The following is a 19,959-nucleotide window of genomic DNA, read 5'->3' as shown; positions in this document are numbered from 1 at the left end:
AATGTGGGAGCGAGCCTGCTCGCGAAGGCGTCGGGTCAGTCAAAACGATTGGTGAATGACTCACCGCTTTCGCGGGCAGGCTCGCTCCCACATGGGATCTCGGCTGTCGTCAGATCGTGGCCAGCGCTCGCAACCGCGCCGCATCAAGGATCTCGATCTCGCCATACCCCAAGCCAATGATCCCCTGCCCCTGCAAGTCCTTGAGGATCTGATTGGTGGTCTGTCGGGATAACGAGAGCATCGATGCCAACTGCTCCTGCGGCAGTTGCAGCACCCGGCGGGGCGCGTCGATTTCGCCGTAGCCCTCGGCAATCATCAGCAAGCGATGAGCCAGTCGCGCCAGGGCTGGCAGCAGGCTGAGCTGTTCGAGATTGATGAAAGTCAGGCGCAGCTTGTGGCTCATCAACAGCGCCAGATGCCGCCAGTACACCGGGTGTTCATCGAGCAGTTTCAGCAACGTGGCCTGCGGGATATTCAGCAGCGTGCACGGCCCCACGGCATAGGCATCGTGGGTGCGCGGCTGACCGTCGAACAGGCAGATTTCACCAAACCAGTGCGGCGCCTCGACCAGACTCAGTAACGCCTCCTTGCCCTGCTCGCTCACCGCGCCGATGCGCACGGCGCCATCGAGCACCGCGTACAGACCGCACGGCGGATCGCCACGCTGAAACAGCCGCTGCCCCACCGTCAGCCGCCGCTCCCGCGCAGCCGCCAGCAGACTATCCTGAAAGGACGCAGGCGCCGGTCAGCAGCCGTGAACGCTTATCCATGAACACTCCTAATTGTCGCCTGCCTGACAGAGCGAACGCTGAACCCGGGGCATGCTGCGATCACCCTACAGGAGGAACAACAATGAAAAGCCTCGTCGATCATCTGAGTCAATACGCCGCCTACCACCGTGACCCGCGCAACATCGCCAGCCACTTTATCGGTATTCCGCTGATCGTGGTGGCGGTCGCGGTGCTGTTGTCGCGTCCGGAATGGTCGCTGGGCGGCTTGTGGATATCTCCAGCCGTGGTGGTAGCGCTGGCCTCGGCGTGGTTTTACCTGCGCCTGGAGGTGAAGCTCGGCGTACTGATGACGGTGCTGATGGGGCTACCGGTCTGGGCCGGGCATGTCCTGGCGCAGCAGAGCACCATGGTCTGGCTGAGCAGCGGACTGGCGATGTTTGTGATCGGCTGGGTGATCCAGTTTGTCGGGCATCACTACGAAGGGCGCAAACCGGCGTTTGTCGATGACGTCAGCGGTTTGATTGTCGGGCCGCTGTTTGTCGTGGTGGAGCTGGCGTTCATGCTCGGGATGCGGCATGAGTTGAAAGAGCAGATCGAGGCGCGGGCGGGGGTGGTGCGGGTTAATCCGAATCGGGCGGCTGTCTAGATAGCTTTCGCGAGCAGGCTCGCTCCCACAGGGAAATGCATTCCAAACGTGGGAGCGAGCCTGCTCGCGAAGCTTTTGATTTTAAAGGCTGGCGACTTTCTGCCAGACCTTCGGCTTGAAGAACAACGTCTCACCCTTGGCCAAACCGATCAGGCTGTCGTGATCTTTCACCACTTCGGCCTCGATCAAATCAGTCTGCCCCTCTACCTTCAACGTCACCCGAGTGGTCGCGCCCAGCGGCCGGATATCGCGTACCTCAGCGGCATGGTGATCTTCCAGCTCATGCCTGGACAACGACACTTCGTGCGGACGGAACAGCACGTGGTTGTCGTCGCTCAACAGCAAGCGATTCGAATCACCAAGGAAGTGGTAAACAAAATCGCTGGCCGGATTTTCGTAGACATCCCCCGGTGAACCGATCTGCTCGATCACGCCCTTGTTCATCACCACGATGCGGTCGGCGACTTCCATCGCTTCTTCCTGGTCGTGGGTCACAAACACCGAGGTCAGGTTGATGTCCTCGTGCAGGCGAGCCAGCCAGCGGCGCAGCTCTTTACGCACCTTGGCGTCGAGGGCGCCGAACGGTTCGTCGAGCAGCAGCACTTTCGGCTCAACCGCCAAGGCACGGGCCAGGGCGATACGTTGGCGCTGGCCACCGGACAGTTGCTCCGGGTAGCGATCCGACAGCCAGTCCAGTTGCACCATGTTCAACAACTCATGAACCTTGGCCGCGATCTGGCTTTCGTTCGGGCGCTGGTTTTTCGGCTTCATGCGCAGGCCGAAGGCGACGTTGTCGAACACGGTCATGTGGCGGAACAGCGCGTAGTGCTGGAACACAAAACCGACGTTGCGATCACGCACGTCGTGGCCGGAAACGTCTTCACCGTGAAAAACGATGTTGCCCTGATCCGGAGTTTCCAGACCGGCAATAATGCGCAGCAAGGTGGTTTTGCCGCAGCCCGACGGGCCCAGCAGCGCTACCAGCTCACCGCTGTGGATATCCAGGCTGATGTTGTCCAGCGCCTTGAACGCGTTGAAATTCTTGCTGACGTTACGCACTTCGATCGACATGAATTATTCCTCCGCGGCGCTGGCGCGCAGGCGGTTGATACGGTTTTCGCTCCACTGCTTGAGCAGCAGGATGAAGAGCGCCAGGATCAGCAACAGGCTCGCCACGGCGAACGCGGCCACGTGGTTGTATTCGTTGTAGAGGATCTCGACGTGCAGCGGCAAGGTGTTGGTCACCCCGCGAATGTGTCCAGACACCACCGATACCGCACCGAACTCCCCCATGGCCCGCGCGGTACACAGCACCACGCCATAAATCAGGCCCCACTTGATGTTGGGCACAGTGACATGCCAGAACATCTGCCAGCCGTTGGCGCCGAGCAGACGCGCCGCTTCCTCTTCCTGAGTGCCTTGTTCCTGCATCAGCGGAATCAGCTCGCGAGCCACGAATGGCACGGTGACGAAAATCGTCGCCAACACGATGCCCGGCAGGGCGAAAACGATCTGAATGTCGTGATCCTGCAACCACGGCCCGAAAAAGCCCTGGGCGCCGAACATCAACACATAGACTAAACCTGCGATCACCGGCGATACCGAGAACGGCAGGTCGATCAGCGTCACCAGCATGCTCTTGCCGCGGAACGAGTACTTGCTGACGCACCACGCGGCGCTGACCCCGAACACCAGGTTCAGCGGCACCGAAATCAGCACGGCGAACACGGTGAGCTTCAGTGCCGAGAGTGCATCCGGCTCAAAGATCGCGGTGAAGAATGCGCCGAGGCCGTTCTTCAAACCTTGCGACACCACAATGAACAACGGCAGTAACAGAAACAGGAAAAAGATCAGCCAGCCAAGGCCAATCAGGATTCTGCGCGACGTGGCACTTCCACGGCGTGCAGCGTTGGCCGAGGAAGCGGCCGCAATAGACGATTGGGACATGTTCGCGCCTCCTTATGGGGTTTCGATGCGCCGCTGCAGCAGGTTGATCAGCAGCAACAGGACAAAGGAAACCACCAGCATCAACACGCCGATGGCCGTGGCGCCGGTGTAATCGTACTGGTCGAGTTTGACCATGATCAGCAGCGGCAGGATCTCGGTTTTCATCGGCATGTTGCCGGCGATGAAAATCACCGAACCGTACTCGCCAACGCCACGGGCAAAGGCCAGGGCAAAACCGGTCAGCCACGCCGGCAGCAGCGCCGGCACTAAAATGTGGCGGAATACTTGCCAGGGTTTCGCGCCGAGGCACGCTGCGGCTTCTTCGACTTCACGGGGGATATCGGCCAGCACCGGTTGCACCGTACGCACCACGAACGGCAGCGTCACAAACGTCAGCGCCAGGGTGATGCCCAACGGGGTGTAGGCGATCTTGAAGCCGAGGTCGGCGGCAAACTGGCCGACCAGACCGGCCGGCGCGTACAGCGCGGTTAGAGCGATACCGGCCACCGCCGTCGGCAGGGCGAACGGCAGATCGATCATCGCGTCGATCACCTTGCGCCCGGGGAAGGTGTAGCGCACCAGCACCCACGCCAGCAATGTGCCGATGATGCCGTTGATGATCGCAGCGCACAGCGCGGTGCCGAAACTCAACTTCAAGGCTGCCAGCACGCGGGGGACGGAAATGATCGTCCAGAACTGATCCCAGGTGAGCTGCGAGGCGTGGACGAACATCGCCGCCAGCGGGATAAGCACAATCAGACTGAGGTACACCAAGGTGTAACCCAGCGTCAGCCCGAAGCCGGGTATGACGGGGGAGATACGACGCGACATAAAAGTCCCTGGTTAAAAACGCATCAATGTGGGAGCGAGCCTGCTCGCGAAGAGGGAGTATCAGCCAACATTCCTGTCGCCTGTAACACTGCCTTCGAGCAGGCTCGCTCCCACATGTCATGTGCCCAAACATCAGGCTGGTTAGAGTGAGATTACTGCGCCTGATAAATCTGGTCGAACACGCCACCATCGTTGAAGAATTTCGGTTGCGCGGTTTTCCAGCCGCCGAAGTCCTTGTCGATGGTCACCAGTTCCAGTTTCGGGAACTGCTGGGCGTACTTGGCGGCCACGTCCTTGTCACGTGGACGATAGAAGTTCTTCGCGGCGATTTCCTGACCGGCCGGGCTGTACAGGTGCTTGAGGTAGGCTTCGGCGATCTGCTCGTTGCCCTTCTTCTGAGCATTTTTGTCGACCACGGCCACCGGTGGTTCAGCCAGGATCGACAACGAAGGCACGACGATGTCGAACTTGTCCGCGCCGCCGTCTTCTTTCAGCGCCAGGAATGCTTCGTTTTCCCAGGCCAGCAACACGTCACCCTGACCGTTGTTGACGAAGGTAATGGTCGAACCGCGAGCACCGGTGTCGAGAATCGGCACGTGCTTGAACAGGGTCTGCACGTACTCTTTGGCTTTCTCTTCGCTGCCGCCGTTGGCTTTCAGGCCATAGGCCCAGGCGGCGAGGAAGTTCCAGCGTGCACCGCCGGAGGTTTTCGGATTCGGGGTGATCACCGAGACGTCATTCTTGACCAGATCGCCCCAGTCCTTGATGCCTTTCGGGTTGCCCTTGCGCACCAGGAACACGATGGTCGAGGTGTACGGCGTACTCGCTTCCGGCAGACGCTTCTGCCAGTCGGTCGGCAGGGTCTTGCCGATTTTGGCGATTTCATCGATGTCACCGGCCAGGGCCAGGGTTACGACGTCGGCACGCAGGCCATCGATCACGGCGCGGCCCTGCTTGCCCGAACCACCGTGGGATTGCTGGATTTTCACGGTGTCGCCGGCATGGTCTTGCTGCCAGAACTTGATGAACTCAGCGTTGTAGTCCTGATACAGCTCGCGCGTCGGGTCGTACGACACATTGAGCAGTTCGTAATCCTTGGCAACCGCGGAACCGGCAAACACAGCGCTGGCCAGGGCGGCCAATGCATAACGGCGAATCGACGACATGGTGAAAGCTCCTGGAATTCTGGGCGGTGGCTTTTTCTTATGGTCTGCAGGAATCGGGTTACCCACGGATAAAAGAGCGCAGCTCAGCTCGGCTTGTTGCCCGGTTGCTGCAAACGGAATTTCTCTTTGCGTTCAATCTGCACGACTTGAGCGTTGTGCACGGTGATCTCCACCGCGCCAAACCGCAGATCGCGCAGGGCGCTCTGGATTTCACGCAAGATGGTGCTTTCGTCCTGACCGTCAACGCTGCGAAGGGATGCGCTCATGGTGCTGCTCCTTTGAATGGATATGCCTGACAGTGGGCGGCACTGCGTCCGGCGTGGGAGCAATATAAGAGAGGCGCGGATATTCTTAAAAAGACTATTTGAGAATGTTTATATAACCAGAACGCATTTTGTGGCGGGGCAAGGGGTTGCGCGTTGGCGGAGCAAAAGCTCGCAGCCTTCGGCAGCTCCTGTATGGATCGGTGTAGAAGCTGCCGTAAGCTGCGATCTTTTGATCTTTTGATCTTTTGATCTTTTAACCAACCATCGGTTTTCTCGCCCAATCTATCTCTTGTGCCGGCACCGGCCGCCCAAACCAATATCCCTGCCCGAGATCGCATTCCTGCTCCAGCAAAAACGCCGCCTGTTCAACCTGCTCGATCCCTTCGGCATGTACCTGCATGCCCATACTCCGCGCCAGCGCGATGATCACCCGGACGATCGCTACGTCATCCTCATCCCACGGCAAACCGGCGACAAACCCCTGATCAATCTTGAGCTTTTGCACCGGCAAGCGCTTGAGCCGCAGCAACGACGAATACCCGGTGCCAAAATCATCGATCGCCAGGCGAACGCCCAATTCACGCAAGCGATGCATTTGCTCCAGCGCCACCTCCGGATCGTCCATCACCGCGCTTTCGGTCACTTCCAGTTCCAGATACGCCGGATCCAGCCCGGTCTCGCGCAGCACTTGCGCCACCTGCTGGTACAGCTCGCGCCGGGCAAACAACCGCGACGACACATTCACCGCCACAAACGACAGCCCCCTCCCGGCCTGCTGCCATTGGCACATCTGTCGGCAAGCCTGCTGCATCACCCAGGCATCGATGTCGACGATCAACCCGGTGCGCTCGGCAATAGGTATGAATTCGGCCGGCGACACCAGCCCCCGCAGCGGATGCTGCCAACGCACCAGGGCTTCAACGCCGATCAGACGACCGGTTTTAAGGTCATGCACCGGTTGGTAATAGACCCGCAACTCCTGTTGCTCCAGCGCACGGCGCAGTTCGAAGGCAATTTCAACCCGTTGCTGGGCGTGAGCGGTGAGCTCTTCGGTGTACAAGGCATAACCGTTGCGCCCACTGCTCTTGGCCTTGAACAGCGCCGCGTCGGCGTTGCGCAACAACTGGTCGGCGCTCAGCGCATCGCTGGGGAACAGACTGATGCCGACGCTGGCGTTGATGAATAACTCATCGCCTTCGATGCCGACCGGCTCCTTGAGGGCATCGAGAATACGCTGAGCCAATGCCGCCGCCTGGCCGGGCTGCGGACAACTTTCTGCCAATACCGCGAATTCGTCACCCCCCAGTCGCGCCACGGTGACGCCGGGCCCAAACAGCTCCTGCAAACGGATCGCCACCGCTTTGAGCAAACGATCGCCAACGTTGTGCCCGAGGCTGTCGTTGATCATCTTGAAGTGATCCAGATCGAGCAACAGCAGCGCACAGCCGCGCTTGTGGGCCTGCGCCGACGCCAGGGCCTGTTCGGTACGATCGCTGAATAACAGACGATTGGGCAGATCGGTCAGCGGATCGTGGTGCGCAAGGTGCTGAAGCTCATGCTCGGAATGCTTGATCGCACTGATATCGGAAAACACCGCTACGTAATGACTGATCCGGCTCTGATCATCATGAATGACGCGGATGGTTTGCCATTGAGGATAAATCTCCCCGCTTTTGCGGCGGTTCCAGATCTCGCCGCTCCACTCGCCTTGCGATTCCAGCGTGGCGAACATCGCCTGATAGAAGCCCGGCGGATGATGGCCGGACTTGAACAGACTGGGTTGTTGGCCGAGCACTTCTTCGCGCAGATAACCGGTGATCTCGATGAACGCACGATTGACGTGCACGATCAGACCCTGATGGTTGGTGACCAACACGCCTTCGCGAGTGCAGTCGAACACAGCCGCCGCTTGCCGCAAGCGCTCACGATCAGCGTGACGTTCACGCAACCTCGCACCTATCCCGAGACACTCATACAACCGCGCCCGCGCCAGAAAAATCAGGCCGGCACTGACCACCGCGAAGACATAACCGTTGATCAGTTGCCATCGTGCGAGTTGGACCGAGTTATCGAAGAAATTGTTTAATAAATAACCAGCACCTTGCAGCCAGACCGCCGCGACTACGAGATAGAGCAGCGCTGCACGCAAGGCATCGCGATAAGTGTCAGGCATTAGGCCATCCATGTCCCTACAAAAAAGTGGGATTATAGGTCAAGAAACATCCAGCTAACTCTTATCTGAAAGCGCGACTGGTTTTATCTGTGTGCTTAGTGATAATGCATCGGCTGTTTTTATCTTTATCGAGGGCCCTATAGCCTATGTGGTACGAAGGTTTTCTTGGCTTGTCGGCCTGGTCTCTGGTCGCGGTCACCCTGCTGATGACCCACGTGACGATTGTCGGCGTCACGGTCTATCTACACCGCTACTCGGCCCATCGCTCCCTGGAGCTGAATGCCGGTCTGAAGCACTTTTTCCGTTTCTGGCTGTGGCTGACCACGGCGCAGAACACCCGCGAGTGGACCGCCATCCACCGTAAGCACCACGCCAAATGCGAAACCGAAGATGACCCGCACAGCCCGGTCATCAAGGGTTTGTCCACGGTATTGCGTACCGGCGCGGAGCTATACCGCGCTGAAGCGCAGAACCCGGAAACCCTGCGCATCTACGGCAAGAACTGCCCCGAGGACTGGATCGAGCGCAACGTCTACAGCCGTTACCCGCTGCTGGGCGTGGCAATCATGGGCGTCATCGACCTGCTGCTGTTCGGCACCATCGGCATCACCATCTGGGCGATCCAGATGATGTGGATCCCGGTGTGGGCCGCCGGCGTCATCAACGGTCTGGGCCATGCGGTCGGTTATCGCAACTTCGAATGCCGCGACGCGGCAACCAATCTGGTGCCTTGGGGCATCCTGATCGGCGGCGAAGAACTGCACAACAACCATCACACCTACCCGAACTCGGCCAAGCTGTCGGTGAAGAAATGGGAATTCGACCTCGGCTGGGCATGGATCAAAGTCTTCAGTTTTCTGCGTCTGGCCAAGGTTCAGCGTGTAGCCCCAATTGCCCATCGCGTTGAAGGCAAGGGCAATCTGGACATGGACACCGCCATGGCGATCCTCAACAACCGCTTCCAGATCATGGCCCAGTATCGCAAATTGGTCATTGGCCCACTGGTCAAGCAGGAGCTGGACAAAGTCGATCACTCGGTGCGTCACCAGTTCCATCGAGCCAAACGCCTGCTCTCGCGGGAAACCAGCCTGCTGGAAGATCGCCACCATGCGCGCATCCAGAGCATGCTCGAGCACAGCCACGCGCTGAAGGTCATTTACGAAAAACGCCTGGCACTGCAGCAGATCTGGGTGAAGACCAGCTCCAATGGCCACGACATGCTCGCCGCCATCAAAGAGTGGATCCACGAAGCCGAGGCCAGCGGTATTCAGTCCCTCCGCGAGTTTGCCGACCAGCTGAAAACCTACTCGTTGCGCCCAGCCACAGCCTGATCGGCTGCCCATGCGGATCGGGGATCTATCCCCGATCGATGGCGACGCCACCGCAAATCTGACGGCGCGTTTGCATTGATCAAGCGCGTCGTCATTACTGCCTGGCAGAACCCCACTACCGTTGGGAACTTCGCCGAAAATCCCCTATCTCAAAGACTTCGCCATTCCGGCGGGCTTAGGTGTGGCCGTTGTTGTCAACGCGGCACGCCCTCTGAGAATTGTGCCGATGGTCAATAACAACCAAAAAGACTCATCCCTCCCGCAGTGGCCCGAGGCCGCGCAAACACTCATGGCTTTAATGCACGCCCAGGGCGAAGTCGCTCGTCTGAGCGAACGCGAACAGCTGTTCAGCTCGCTGCTGGTCAGCGTCAACGCTGTGCTCTGGGCATTCAACTGGGAAACCCGTCAGGTGCTGTACGTCAGTCCGGCCTATGAGCGGATTTTCGGTCGTTCGGCAGGGCTTCTGCTGGCTGACTACAACCAGTGGCGTGACAGCATCTATCCCGACGATCTGGATTACGCTGAACGCAGCCTCGCCGAAGTCCTGCACAGAGGCGCAGTGGAAGATCGCGAGTACCGGATCATCGCCGCTGACGGGCAGGTGCGCTGGCTCAGCGACAAATGCTTCATCAATCGTCAGGACGAGCCCGGGCAACCGGTGATCATCGTCGGCATCGCCGAAGACATCACCGATAAGAAGCAGATGGAAACCGAACTGCAACGTCTGGCCACCACCGATGTGCTGACCCAGAGCAGCAACCGCCGGCACTTTTTCGAATGCGCCAATCGCGAGTTCGAAGAGGCGCGGCTGCAAGGCTCGCCGCTGGCGTTTCTGCTGTTGGATATCGATGACTTCAAAATCATCAACGACACCTACGGCCACCCTCAAGGCGACAGCGTGCTGCAAGCCATTGCCGAATGTGGCCGCGCCTCGTTGCGGCGGGGAGACTTGTTCGGGCGAATAGGCGGTGAAGAATTTGCCGCGGTGTTCCCGGGCTGCGCCCCTGACATGGCCTTGCAAGTCGCCGAGCGGCTGCAACAGGAGATTCAGCGTTTGAGCTTCAGCCAGGACGGCCAGACGTTTGGCATCACCGTCAGCCAGGGCCTGACGAGCCTGACCGAAAGCGACGAAAGCCTCGACAGCCTCTTTGCCCGGGCGGATGCGGCGATGTATGAGGCCAAGCGTCAGGGCAAGAACCGGATTATTTCTGCATAACTTTTATTTGAATACGCCACAAAACCTGTGGGAGCTGGCTTGCCAGCGATGAGGCCAGCACATTCAACAAAAATGTTGCCTGCCCCTGACGCCATCGCGGGCAAGCCCGCTCCCCACAGGGATCTGTAACCAGGCTATTTACGCATCCGCATCAACTCTGGCAAACCGATCTTGAGCAACCGCGCGGTCCGGCTCTTCGCCAACGCCTCGACACCTTCATGCTCGGTCAGATGAGCCATCTGCGCCGCCATGTTCATCACCAGCGCCTCGCGGGAATATACCCCACCGCCGAGCTGGTAGACCGAGGCAATCAACTCACGCAATTCCAGCGGCAGTCGCCAGCGAGTGCGTAGCGCCGAACCGTAGGCCGCGCCAAATTGCGCCAACGCTTCACCCACTTCCTCAAAATCGTCCAGCTCACCGCCCGCCTGTTTCCATTCTTGCAAACAGCGCAGCAAAGCCAGATCACCGAGACGATGCAGTATGCCCGCGCAATAGCAGCGCTCCTGATCCAGATCGAGCAACCGCGCCAGCGTGCGCGCGTATTCAGCGGTGTGTAGCGACAGGTTCCAATAACGTTCGGCGTAGTCCGCCAGACAGGGATCGCTAAGCCGGGCGCTGCGTTTGAGCGCCAGCCCCAGAATCAGATTCATGCTCTGTCCCGTGCCAAGCCGCTGCAGTGCCTGCGCCAGAGTTTGCACCGGTGCGCCATGGTGTTGCCCGGCGCTGTTGGCCGCCGCAATCAATACCGCGGTAATCTGCGGATCGGTTCGGAACTCCTGTTGCAGCTGCGTCAGATCGAGACCGCCGGGATTGAGGCTGCGCTTGACCGCTACCTGCACATCCATCATCAACGGCGCGCCGTCGGCCTGCTCACGGCGTCGCTCAAGGAACAACGACAAGGTCATGCCAGGCGCCAGTACTGGCACTTCACAGAACACTTCTTCCCCGGCATTCAACAGCAAACCCTGCAAACGCTCGGTCAGGCTTTCCATGTTCAGGGGTTTGGTCAGGTACGCCGTCGGCGCCAGCAGTATGGCCTCACGTACGCTGGCACTGTCGTTGCGGCTGCTCATCAAAATGAACGGCAGCGGCGGATTACGTTTGCGCTGACGCACACTGCGCAGCACATTCAAACCATCGACGCCGGGCAGTTCCCAATCGACGATAGCCAGGTCATACGGCACTTCACTGAGCATCGATATCGCTTGTTTGCCATCGGCACACAGATCCAGCCGCGCATCACAACGCACGCTCAGCAACACTTGTTCGAGCAGATCCCGGGACCACGGATCAGCCTCGGCGATCAGCACTCGGGGTACGGCGGGTAAATCAACGGCAGTCATGCACGCTCTCCCTTGCAATGCTTGAACCTTAGCCAATGATGGCCATTCGATACAGCGCTAAAACAGCCGATGTGCCTCAGGGGCATAAAAAAACCCGCCGAAGCGGGTTTTTTGTCGATCAAGTCACCCCGGGTGATCAGAGCTCGGAGAAGCACTCTTCGATGATCGCCAGGCCTTGGTCCAGTTGCTCGTCCGGCGAGGTCAGCGGTACGAGTACGCGCAGCACGTTGCCGTAGGTGCCGCAGGACAGCAGGATCAGGCCCTTGTCGCGAGCCTTGGCCACAACGGACGCTACAGCAGCAGCGTTCGGCTTGTGACTGTCGCCGTTTTCGAACAGCTCAACGGCGATCATCGCGCCCAATGCACGGACTTCGCCGATCACCGGGTATTTGGCCTGGATGGCTTTCAGGCCGGTGACCAGACGCTCGCCGACCGCTTTGCAGCGGTCCAGCAGTTGTTCTTCCTCGAACACTTCCATCACTGCCAGAGCAGCGGCGCAAGCGATCGGGCTACCGGCGTAAGTGCCGCCCAGGCCGCCTGGTGCGATGGCGTCCATGTATTCAGCCTTGCCACACACACCGGCCAGCGGGAAACCGCCAGCAATGGATTTGGCGAAGGTAGTCAGGTCGGCAGCAACGCCCATCTGCTCCATGGCGAAGAACGTACCGGTACGGCCAGCGCCGGTTTGTACTTCGTCAGCAATCAGCAGGATGCCGTGCTGGTCGCACAGGGCACGCAGACGCTTCATGAATTCTTTCGGCGCGACGTAGAAACCACCTTCGCCCTGTACAGGCTCGATGATGATCGCGGCGATGTCTTTCGGCTCGGCATCGTTCTTGAAAATGCGTTCGATGGAAGCGATCGAGTCGTCGATGCTCACGCCGTGCAGTTCATTCGGGTACAGAGCGCGGAAGATGCCACCTGGCATCAGGCCCATGCCGGCCGAGTAAGGCACGACTTTACCGGTCAGCCCCAGGGTCATCATGGTGCGACCGTGGTAAGCGCCGGTGAAGGCGATCACGCCAGCGCGGCCAGTGGCAGCACGGGCGATTTTCACGGCGTTTTCTACCGCTTCGGAACCGGTGGTGACCAGCAGGGTTTTCTTGGCGAAATCACCTGGTACCTTGGCGTTGATTTTTTCGCACAGTTCAACGTAAGGCTCGTAAGCCAGCACCTGGAAGCAGGTGTGCGTCAGCTTGTTCAGCTGTTCGGTCACGGCCGCGATGATTTTCGGATGCACGTGGCCGGTGTTCAGCACGGCGATACCGCCGGCGAAGTCGATGAATTCACGACCTTCAACGTCAGTCACGGTAGCGTTCTTCGCGGATTCGGCGAAGATCGGGTGAATCTGGCCAACACCACGAGGTACAGCAGCGGTACGGCGGGCCATCAGTTCAGCGTTAGTCTTGCTCATTACAGTCCTCATTCGCCGCTCATCGGGCGGCGTGGTTCAAGGATTAAGCGGGAGGAAGCGACGGTGGCAGCATGCGATGATCGACTGCCACGGCGTTCCCGGCCGCAGAGAAAATTCCGGTTTGAAACACGCAAAGGGACAGCGCTCTCGTGCCCTTTGCGTTTGCAGCAATCCCTTTCCCGGCTTAGATGCCCAGGCAGAGGTATTTGATTTCCAGGTAATCTTCGATGCCGTACTTGGAGCCTTCACGGCCCAGGCCCGAGGCCTTGATGCCGCCGAACGGTGCGACTTCGTTGGAGATCAGCCCGGTGTTGACGCCAACCATGCCGTATTCCAGGGCTTCAGCCACACGGAACACACGGCCCAGATCGCGAGCGTAGAAGTAAGAGGCCAGACCGAACTCGGTGTCGTTGGACATCGCGATCACTTCGGCTTCGTCTTTGAAGCGGAACAACGGCGCCAGAGGACCGAAGGTCTCTTCCTTGGCCACTGCCGCGTTTTTCGGCACATTGGTCAGGATGGTCGGCTCGAAGAAGTTGCCTTCCATTTGCTTGCCGCCAGCCAATACGGTTGCGCCTTTGGCTACAGCGTCAGCGATGTGCTCTTGCACCTTCGCCACGGCTTTTTCGTCGATCAGCGGGCCAGTGGTGGTGCCGTCTTCCAAACCGTTACCGATCTTCAGCTTGGCTACTGCCACTTTCAGTTTTTCGGCGAAAGCATCGTAGACCGAATCCTGAATGTACAGACGGTTGGCGCAGACGCAGGTCTGACCGTTATTGCGATATTTGGAAATGATCGCGCCTTCGACGGCCTTATCCAGATCCGCATCGTCGAACACGATGAACGGCGCGTTGCCGCCCAGCTCCAGCGACACTTTCTTGATGTCCTTGGCGCATTCAGCCATCAACTGACGGCCGATTTCGGTCGAGCCGGTGAAGGACAGTTTGCGTACGATCGGGTTGCTGGTCAGCTCGCTGCCGATGTCACCGGCGCTGCCGGACACCACGCTGAACACGCCAGCAGGAATACCGGCACGCTGAGCCAGTTCAGCCAGCGCGAATGCGGAGAATGGGGTTTGCGAAGCTGGTTTGAGCACCATGGTGCAACCCGCGGCCAGCGCAGGGCCGGCCTTACGGGTGATCATCGCTGCCGGGAAGTTCCACGGGGTGATGGCCGCAGTAACGCCGATCGGCTGCTTGATAACGATCAGGCGCTTGTCGGGCTGGTGACCCGGAATCACGTCACCGTAGATGCGCTTGGCTTCTTCGGCGAACCATTCGATGAACGAAGCGGCGTAAACGATTTCGCCCTTGGCTTCGGCCAGCGGCTTGCCCTGCTCGAGGGTCATCAGGCGAGCGAGGTCGTCCTGATTCTCGATGATCAGTTCGAACCAGCGACGCAGCTTGTTCGCACGATCCTTGGCGGTCAGTGCACGCCAGGCCGGCAGCGCTTTGTCAGCGGCTTCAATGGCACGGCGGGTTTCGGCAGCGCCCATCTTCGGCACGGTGCCGAGGATTTCGCCGGTTGCCGGGTTATTGACCTTGATCGTCTGACCGTTATCCGCATCGACCCAAGCGCCATCAATGAAGGCTTGCTGGCGGAACAACTGGGTGTCTTTAAGCTGCATGTCGGCTTTCCTTAACAGCACCGCGGCCTGCGCGGAGCAAATTATGATTGTAGAAAGGCGCCTCGCAAGGCTGCCGTCAGGGAAATCAGTGACTGGGTGAGGCGCAAAAATAGTGCACGCTTCGGAACACCTGCGCTTCAACACCCAATCAACGGGCGTTTGAAATCTCAAACGGATCGTAGGAGCAAAGGGTTTAAAGGACAATAGGGCGTTCGAAAAAAAGAACAAAAACGCCGCATTTGCTGAATTTTTCAGATCAACGCGCAAAAACCCCTGCCGCAGGAAAACCATAGATCAGCCTCGCCAAAGCGCCAAGCGAGGGTTTTGCAGGACGTTACCGCTTTATGGAATGCAGCGTTTTATTCGGACACGCGCACTGACAATAGGTGCCGAAACGCAGCATGGACGCCCCGAGCCGACCTAGGTATGATGTCGCCCGCTGCACCAGTAGCTCAGCTGGATAGAGTACTGCCCTCCGAAGGCAGTGGTCGTGGGTTCGAATCCCGCCTGGTGCACCATGAATCAAAACGAGAAAGCCCCGGACTGTGATGGTCCGGGGCTTTTTTGTGGGCGCTGAATTGTTCGGACGCAACGTTACTCCGTCGTCCAATCAAACTCATCGTAATCCTCATCCTCGTCGTCTCCCTCCTCACCCTCCTCCTCAAATCCGTCCTCTTCCTCAAGCACATCCTCTTCCTGCTGACTCAGCAGAAACTCCTTACGCGCTTCAGTAATCGCGCGCCGCATCTCTTCGCCCTTTTTGGGGCAATTGAGGAGTTGGGCGATGCGGTCGATTTTTGGTGCCACGGTGTTCTCCAGCGCTTCAGCTATGGCCCGATAGTGCGCGTTTTGCGGGGCAATGCCAAATGGCTGGGCGCACAGGCAGTCAGTTCTTCTGGATTTGTTTGAGCCGGGCGTCGAGGTCGGCGTTTGGGTAGCGTTTGTGCAGGTTGTTGAACAGAGTGTCGGCGGCTTGCGATTGGCCGGATTCGCGCAGGCGCAGGACTTCGCGCAGTTGTTCGTCGAGACCGTTGACCGGGGCGGCGGTGCGTTTGCTGGTTTTGGCTTCGTCGGCGCTGAACGCTTCGCTGTGCATCGGCGCGGCCATTTCTGCCATCGGCGCGGGGGCTGGGGCGGACAATGCTTCGGGCGCTTGTTTACGGGCAAGGGGCGCGGCAGGTTTGGCGGCGGGCGCAAAGTCGAATTGCTGCTGCGGCTCGGGCGCTCGCTGTACCAACGACAGCATCAGTGCCACGCCGACGAGGCTGGCGAACGCGACTTGCCAGCGCGGTTTGCGGCAGGCGTCGAGCCAGCGTTGCCACAGACCAGGCTTCGGTGCCGAGACTTCGCGGTGGGCAGCCTTGAGGATGAACGCATCAAGGTGCGTTGGCGGTTCAGCGTTGTGCTGTTCGCGCACATGTTTAATCACCGAATCCTCGGGTGTCTGGCGGGCGTCAGTCATGTCAGTACCTCCTCGGCCAGCAGCCGACGCAGTTTTTGCTGGGCGTAGCGCAAGCGGCTTTTGACGGTTTCCAGCGGTGTTTCGGTGAGGCTGGCGATTTGCGCCAGGTCGAGGTCGCCGTGGGCGCGTAGCAGGAACACCTCGCGTTGATCGGTGGGCAGCATCTGCAGGGCGTTTTCCAGGCGCTGACTGTCACGACTGAGACTCAGCAGTTGTTCGGGGTCGGTGGCTTCGTCGCTGACCGCGTGGATTTGTTCATCGTAACTGTCGTGCAGCGGTTGCCGGGCACCATGTTTGCGCCAGTGGTCGATCAGGCGATTGCGGGCAATCTGGAACAGCCATGTACGAAAGGTCGCCCGCCCTTGTGGCTGACTGGCGCTGCGGATCAGGCTCAGCCAGGTTTCCTGAAAGACTTCATCGGCCAGTTCGGGTTTGCCACTCAGACCGAGCAGAAACCGATACAAACCCTGACGGTGGCGGGCGTACAAGATCTCGAACGCCGCGCCGTCGCCCTCGCGATAACGCGCCAACAGCGATTCATCGCTGTTGGCGGTGGGGCTGTCCGGCGAAGCAAACAGCTGACTGATGAAGCCTTTCAGACGACTCACTATTCAATCCGTCGCTCAGTGGGCAGCGCATTCGATGCGGTTGAAGTGCGCAGGCTCTGCGCCAGTTCGACCAGTTGCACAAACTCGTTGCGCAGACCGAAACGATCATCGCCTCGCGCACCAAGGGCCAGCGCTTCGGTGTCTTTCAGGCTGAAGTCGCCGGTGTAACGACCGTCCTTGAGTTGCTGGGAAAACGCGGCAACGGCCGCAGCAAAACGCAAATTTTCGCTGGCTGGCACAACCAGATTGGTAATCGGCCGCTCGATCAGCAGACTTTTCCCACCTTCAGGCTGTTGATATCGCACACGCAGCATTGCCAATTCCCCATTCTTCCCGGAAACAGCCGCACTCGATTTACCGTAACGCAGCGGCTCCAGCCAGCCCTTCTCGCCTGCCGGAACAATTTCATACAACGCCGTCACCGTGTGTCCTGCTCCGATCTCGCCAGCATCGACCTTGTCATTACTGAAATCCTCACGCTTCAAAGCACGGTTTTCATAGCCGAGCAGGCGATACTCGCTGACTTGCGCGGGGTTGAACTCCACCTGCAATTTGACGTTTTTCGCCACCACGGTGAGGGTCGAGCCGAGTTGATCTACCAGCACTTTGCGCGCCTCGCGCAGGTTGTCGATGTAGGCGTAGTTGCCATCGCCGGCATCGGCCAGTTGTTCCATCAAGTGCTCATTGTAGTTATCCACACCAAAACCCAGGGTGGTCAGGGAAATTCCGGTTTTACGTTTATCCACAGCCATTTGTTTAAGGCTGTCGAAGTCGCTGACGCCGACGTTGAAGTCGCCGTCGGTGGCCAGCAGGATGCGGTTGATGCCTTTGGCGATGAACCCCTGTTGCGCCATTTGATAGGCCAGTTCGATGCCTGACGCCCCGGCGGTGGAGCCGCCCGCAGTTAATTGCTCGATGGCTGTGCGAATCTTCGCTTTTTCTCGTCCGGATGTGGGCTCAAGCACCACTCTGGATTCACCGGCATACACCACCAACGAAACCCGATCCTGATCGCGTAATTGGTCAACCAGCAATTTCAGCGTGCTTTTGACCATCGGCAGCCCTTCGCGGCGATCCATCGAGCCGGACACGTCGACCAGAAACACCAGATTGGCCGGGGCCAATTGCGCAACCGCACGGTCGGACGCCTTGATGCCGATGCGCAGCAAGCGCGTGTGCGGATTCCACGGCGATGCTGCAAGCTCGGTGGTCACGCCAAACGGCGAGCCGTCACTGGGCAATGCGTAGTCGTAGGGGAAGTAGTTGACCATTTCCTCCAGTCGCACCGCGCCTTCTGGCGGCAGGCGTCCCTGATTGAGCAGGCGACGGACATTGGCGTAGGCGCCGGTATCCACGTCCGCGCTGAAGGTCGAGACCGGGGTTTCGGCGACGCTGTGGATGGGGTTGTCGGCCAGCGTTTGATATTGCTCACGCTGTTCGTCGCGATAGCCTTGTGGATAACTTTCCCCGGCAGGCATTGCAGCAAAACCGGCAATGGGTGCCGGATGAACGCTGCGCTTGGCCATGGCGCCATCAGCCATGATCGCTTCATGTTGCACCAAGGCTTCAGGCTGAGCCGGTGCAGCAGCGGAATCAGGTTTGGAAGAAACGCCACAACCGCCGATGGCCAGCAAAATACCGACCACTACAGGACGTAAAAGAGGAAGAGACATGGGGGCTGACCTCGGGATGAAATTGATCATTCATCCACTGAGACGGGCCGTCCGTTGCGTGCGGGTTAACGCCGATGAAATATTTCTGCTGTGGATGACGCCGCAGACTGCGCGGCGTTCTCGGCGCCTTTAAAACAGGCTGATCGGTACATTCGCCACCAGACGGAACTCGTCGTAACTGCCGTCGATCTGCCCGCCACTCGCGCGTTGGTTATAGACGATGCTGCGCAGCACCGTGTTTTTCAGGGTGCCAGACTGCACCACGTAGGCGAGCATCAAGCCATTTTCGTTGTGCTTGGCACCCTCCAGCCCGCGCACGTTGTAGCCGGTGTTGCGTCCGTCGCGGTCGCCGCTGTAGTGGGTGCCATCAATGCCCCAGCCCTTGGCGTGCCACAGGCTGGTGGTCAGGCCCGGCACGCCGTAGCTGGCGAGGTCGAAGTCATAGCGCAGCTGCCAGGATTTTTCGTTCGGGCCGTTGTAGTCCGAGTACAGCGAGTTAGCCATGTAGTTGCCTGTGGACTCCCACACGTAGTCGAAATATTCGTTGCCGAACACCTGCTGCCACGCCGTAGTCAGAGCGTGTGCGCCATGGGCGGCGGTGATTGCCAGGCTGTAGGCGTGGTTGTCGATGAAGCCCAGGTTTTGTTCACCCTGATCGCGCGTGCGGTAGTAGTTGAGGCTGGTTTTCAGCGCGAGATTGGCGCGATCCCCCGTCACGTGAGTCGCGCCCAGATAGTATTGCTGCCACATGTCCTCGAACCGCGAGCCATAAGCGCTCAATGTCAGACCGTAGGGCGCTTTGGCTGTCGCGCCGAGATAGCTGATACGTGAACCGCTGTAGGCGCGATTGCCGAAGGTGGTAGTCAGGCGTTCGCTGCCGGTGCCGGTACGCGGGATGGCGCGCTCGAAGCTGCCCGCTTGCAGCGCCAGCCAGTCGAGTTCGTTGCTGTTCAGGCCAATGCCCTGAAAGGTCGACGGCAAGGCACGGTTGTCCTTGTAGCGCAGGATCGGGTTTTCCGTGAGCATCCGTCCGGCCTTGAGTTCGGTGCTCGACACTCGCAGTTTCACGTCGCCGACACCCAGACGACTCCAGCTCGGGACCGCGTCGCCATCGCTGTCGACCAGCACCCGGTCACCCCCATTGGCCACCGCACCGTGACCACGCTCAAGGGTCACTGCGCTGAACAGCGAGGCGTCGACACCGAAGCCCACCCAACCTTCGGTGTAGCCAGAGATGTAATTGAGCATCGCGGTCTGCACCCAGGTGTCGCGCTGGCGCGTGGGCTGTGCGACGCCTGCTTTTTTGATCACCAGGTGGGTACTGCGCCGGGTGTGCTGGTTGGAATAGTAGTGGCGCAAATTCAGGTTGAGGTGGCTGCCATCGATCAGCCCGGTCGCTTGATCCTGTGCTGCGACGGGTTCACCGGCATAAGCAGGCTGGGCGATGAGCAGCATCGGCAGCAACGCCCGACGTACATGTGATTGCATGGAAAAGTGCCTGTAAAAAGAGTGCACGCCGCCC

The 19,959-nt window shown here is 59.3% G+C and carries 17 protein-coding genes, 1 tRNA gene and 1 pseudogene; 4 read left to right on the top strand and 15 right to left on the bottom strand.

Going from position 1 to position 19,959, the window contains the following annotated elements; translation table 11 throughout:
* Positions 1-109 precede the first annotated feature (109 nt).
* Positions 110-739: pseudogene (locus IEQ42_RS05190) on the bottom strand (Crp/Fnr family transcriptional regulator); the annotation flags it as partial.
* A 113-nt stretch (positions 740-852) separates the two neighbouring features.
* Between IEQ42_RS05190 and IEQ42_RS05185 the strand changes: the two are divergent.
* The gene (locus tag IEQ42_RS05185; protein ID WP_210702786.1) at positions 853-1,377 is read left to right on the top strand and encodes an Mpo1 family 2-hydroxy fatty acid dioxygenase; all 525 of its coding nucleotides are present in this window, start codon (positions 853-855) and stop codon (positions 1,375-1,377) included.
* Positions 1,378-1,458: 81 nt separating this feature from the next.
* Here the strand turns inward: IEQ42_RS05185 and IEQ42_RS05180 are convergent, their stop codons facing one another.
* The 6 genes from IEQ42_RS05180 to dibA all read right to left on the bottom strand — a co-directional run bounded on the left by IEQ42_RS05180 (position 1,459) and on the right by dibA (position 7,760).
* Complete coding sequence (locus IEQ42_RS05180; RefSeq protein WP_042557078.1) at positions 1,459-2,448, bottom strand: sulfate/molybdate ABC transporter ATP-binding protein; 990 nt, start codon at positions 2,446-2,448, stop codon at positions 1,459-1,461.
* Between the two features lie 3 nt (positions 2,449-2,451).
* A complete protein-coding gene (gene cysW, locus IEQ42_RS05175) occupies positions 2,452-3,324 on the bottom strand; it encodes a sulfate ABC transporter permease subunit CysW (RefSeq protein WP_042557077.1) in 873 nt (290 codons plus the stop codon).
* A gap of 12 nt (positions 3,325-3,336) precedes the next feature.
* A complete protein-coding gene (gene cysT / locus IEQ42_RS05170) occupies positions 3,337-4,155 on the bottom strand; it encodes a sulfate ABC transporter permease subunit CysT (protein ID WP_210702785.1) in 819 nt (272 codons plus the stop codon).
* A 152-nt stretch (positions 4,156-4,307) separates the two neighbouring features.
* Positions 4,308-5,321 (bottom strand): sulfate ABC transporter substrate-binding protein, encoded by a 1,014-nt coding sequence (locus IEQ42_RS05165; RefSeq protein ID WP_210702784.1) that lies wholly within the window; start codon positions 5,319-5,321, stop codon positions 4,308-4,310.
* An 83-nt stretch (positions 5,322-5,404) separates the two neighbouring features.
* On the bottom strand, positions 5,405-5,587 hold the full coding sequence (gene oscA / locus IEQ42_RS05160) for a sulfur starvation response protein OscA (RefSeq protein WP_039772974.1): 183 nt from the start codon (positions 5,585-5,587) through the stop codon (positions 5,405-5,407).
* Positions 5,588-5,840: 253 nt separating this feature from the next.
* The gene (gene dibA, locus IEQ42_RS05155; protein ID WP_210702783.1) at positions 5,841-7,760 is read right to left on the bottom strand and encodes a phosphodiesterase DibA; all 1,920 of its coding nucleotides are present in this window, start codon (positions 7,758-7,760) and stop codon (positions 5,841-5,843) included.
* A 146-nt stretch (positions 7,761-7,906) separates the two neighbouring features.
* Here dibA and desA point away from each other — a divergent pair, with 146 nt between their 5' ends.
* Complete coding sequence (gene desA / locus IEQ42_RS05150; protein ID WP_042557073.1) at positions 7,907-9,091, top strand: delta-9 fatty acid desaturase DesA; 1,185 nt, start codon at positions 7,907-7,909, stop codon at positions 9,089-9,091.
* A 226-nt stretch (positions 9,092-9,317) separates the two neighbouring features.
* Positions 9,318-10,307 carry a GGDEF domain-containing protein gene (locus IEQ42_RS05145; RefSeq protein WP_210702782.1) on the top strand — a complete coding sequence of 330 codons (990 nt, stop codon included), beginning with the start codon at positions 9,318-9,320 and terminating at the stop codon, positions 10,305-10,307.
* 134 nt (positions 10,308-10,441) lie between these two features.
* On the opposite strand, the gene IEQ42_RS05140 is transcribed toward IEQ42_RS05145, so the two are convergent.
* The 3 genes from IEQ42_RS05140 to gabD all read right to left on the bottom strand — a co-directional run bounded on the left by IEQ42_RS05140 (position 10,442) and on the right by gabD (position 14,694).
* A complete protein-coding gene (locus IEQ42_RS05140; protein ID WP_210702781.1) occupies positions 10,442-11,653 on the bottom strand; it encodes a response regulator in 1,212 nt (403 codons plus the stop codon).
* A 136-nt stretch (positions 11,654-11,789) separates the two neighbouring features.
* Entirely contained in the window at positions 11,790-13,067 is a 1,278-nt protein-coding gene (gabT, locus tag IEQ42_RS05135) for a 4-aminobutyrate--2-oxoglutarate transaminase (protein ID WP_042557070.1), read from the bottom strand.
* Positions 13,068-13,251: 184 nt separating this feature from the next.
* Positions 13,252-14,694 (bottom strand): NADP-dependent succinate-semialdehyde dehydrogenase, encoded by a 1,443-nt coding sequence (gene gabD / locus IEQ42_RS05130; RefSeq protein WP_042557069.1) that lies wholly within the window; start codon positions 14,692-14,694, stop codon positions 13,252-13,254.
* 441 nt (positions 14,695-15,135) lie between these two features.
* On the opposite strand from gabD, the gene IEQ42_RS05125 reads away from it, so the two are divergent.
* Positions 15,136-15,212, top strand: a tRNA-Arg gene (locus IEQ42_RS05125).
* Positions 15,213-15,288: 76 nt separating this feature from the next.
* Here IEQ42_RS05125 and IEQ42_RS05120 read toward each other — a convergent pair.
* The 5 genes from IEQ42_RS05120 to IEQ42_RS05100 all read right to left on the bottom strand — a co-directional run bounded on the left by IEQ42_RS05120 (position 15,289) and on the right by IEQ42_RS05100 (position 19,925).
* Positions 15,289-15,525, bottom strand: a complete 237-nt coding sequence (locus tag IEQ42_RS05120; RefSeq protein ID WP_210703092.1) for a hypothetical protein — start codon at positions 15,523-15,525, stop codon at positions 15,289-15,291.
* Between the two features lie 55 nt (positions 15,526-15,580).
* Positions 15,581-16,156, bottom strand: a complete 576-nt coding sequence (locus IEQ42_RS05115; protein ID WP_210702780.1) for a hypothetical protein — start codon at positions 16,154-16,156, stop codon at positions 15,581-15,583.
* Positions 16,153-16,734, bottom strand: a complete 582-nt coding sequence (locus IEQ42_RS05110) for an RNA polymerase sigma factor (RefSeq protein ID WP_210624235.1) — start codon at positions 16,732-16,734, stop codon at positions 16,153-16,155. Before IEQ42_RS05110 ends, IEQ42_RS05115 begins: the two co-directional genes overlap by 4 nt.
* Positions 16,735-16,763: 29 nt before the next feature.
* Positions 16,764-18,437, bottom strand: coding sequence for a vWA domain-containing protein (locus tag IEQ42_RS05105; protein WP_210702779.1), 1,674 nt, complete (start codon positions 18,435-18,437; stop codon positions 16,764-16,766).
* A gap of 129 nt (positions 18,438-18,566) precedes the next feature.
* Positions 18,567-19,925, bottom strand: coding sequence for an OprD family outer membrane porin (locus IEQ42_RS05100; protein WP_210702778.1), 1,359 nt, complete (start codon positions 19,923-19,925; stop codon positions 18,567-18,569).
* Positions 19,926-19,959: the final 34 nt, after the last annotated feature.

Origin of the sequence: Pseudomonas iridis, assembly GCF_017980685.1 — a bacterium.
GTDB lineage: Bacteria > Pseudomonadota > Gammaproteobacteria > Pseudomonadales > Pseudomonadaceae > Aquipseudomonas > Aquipseudomonas iridis.
This window is presented reverse-complemented; position numbering and strand designations above follow the sequence as displayed.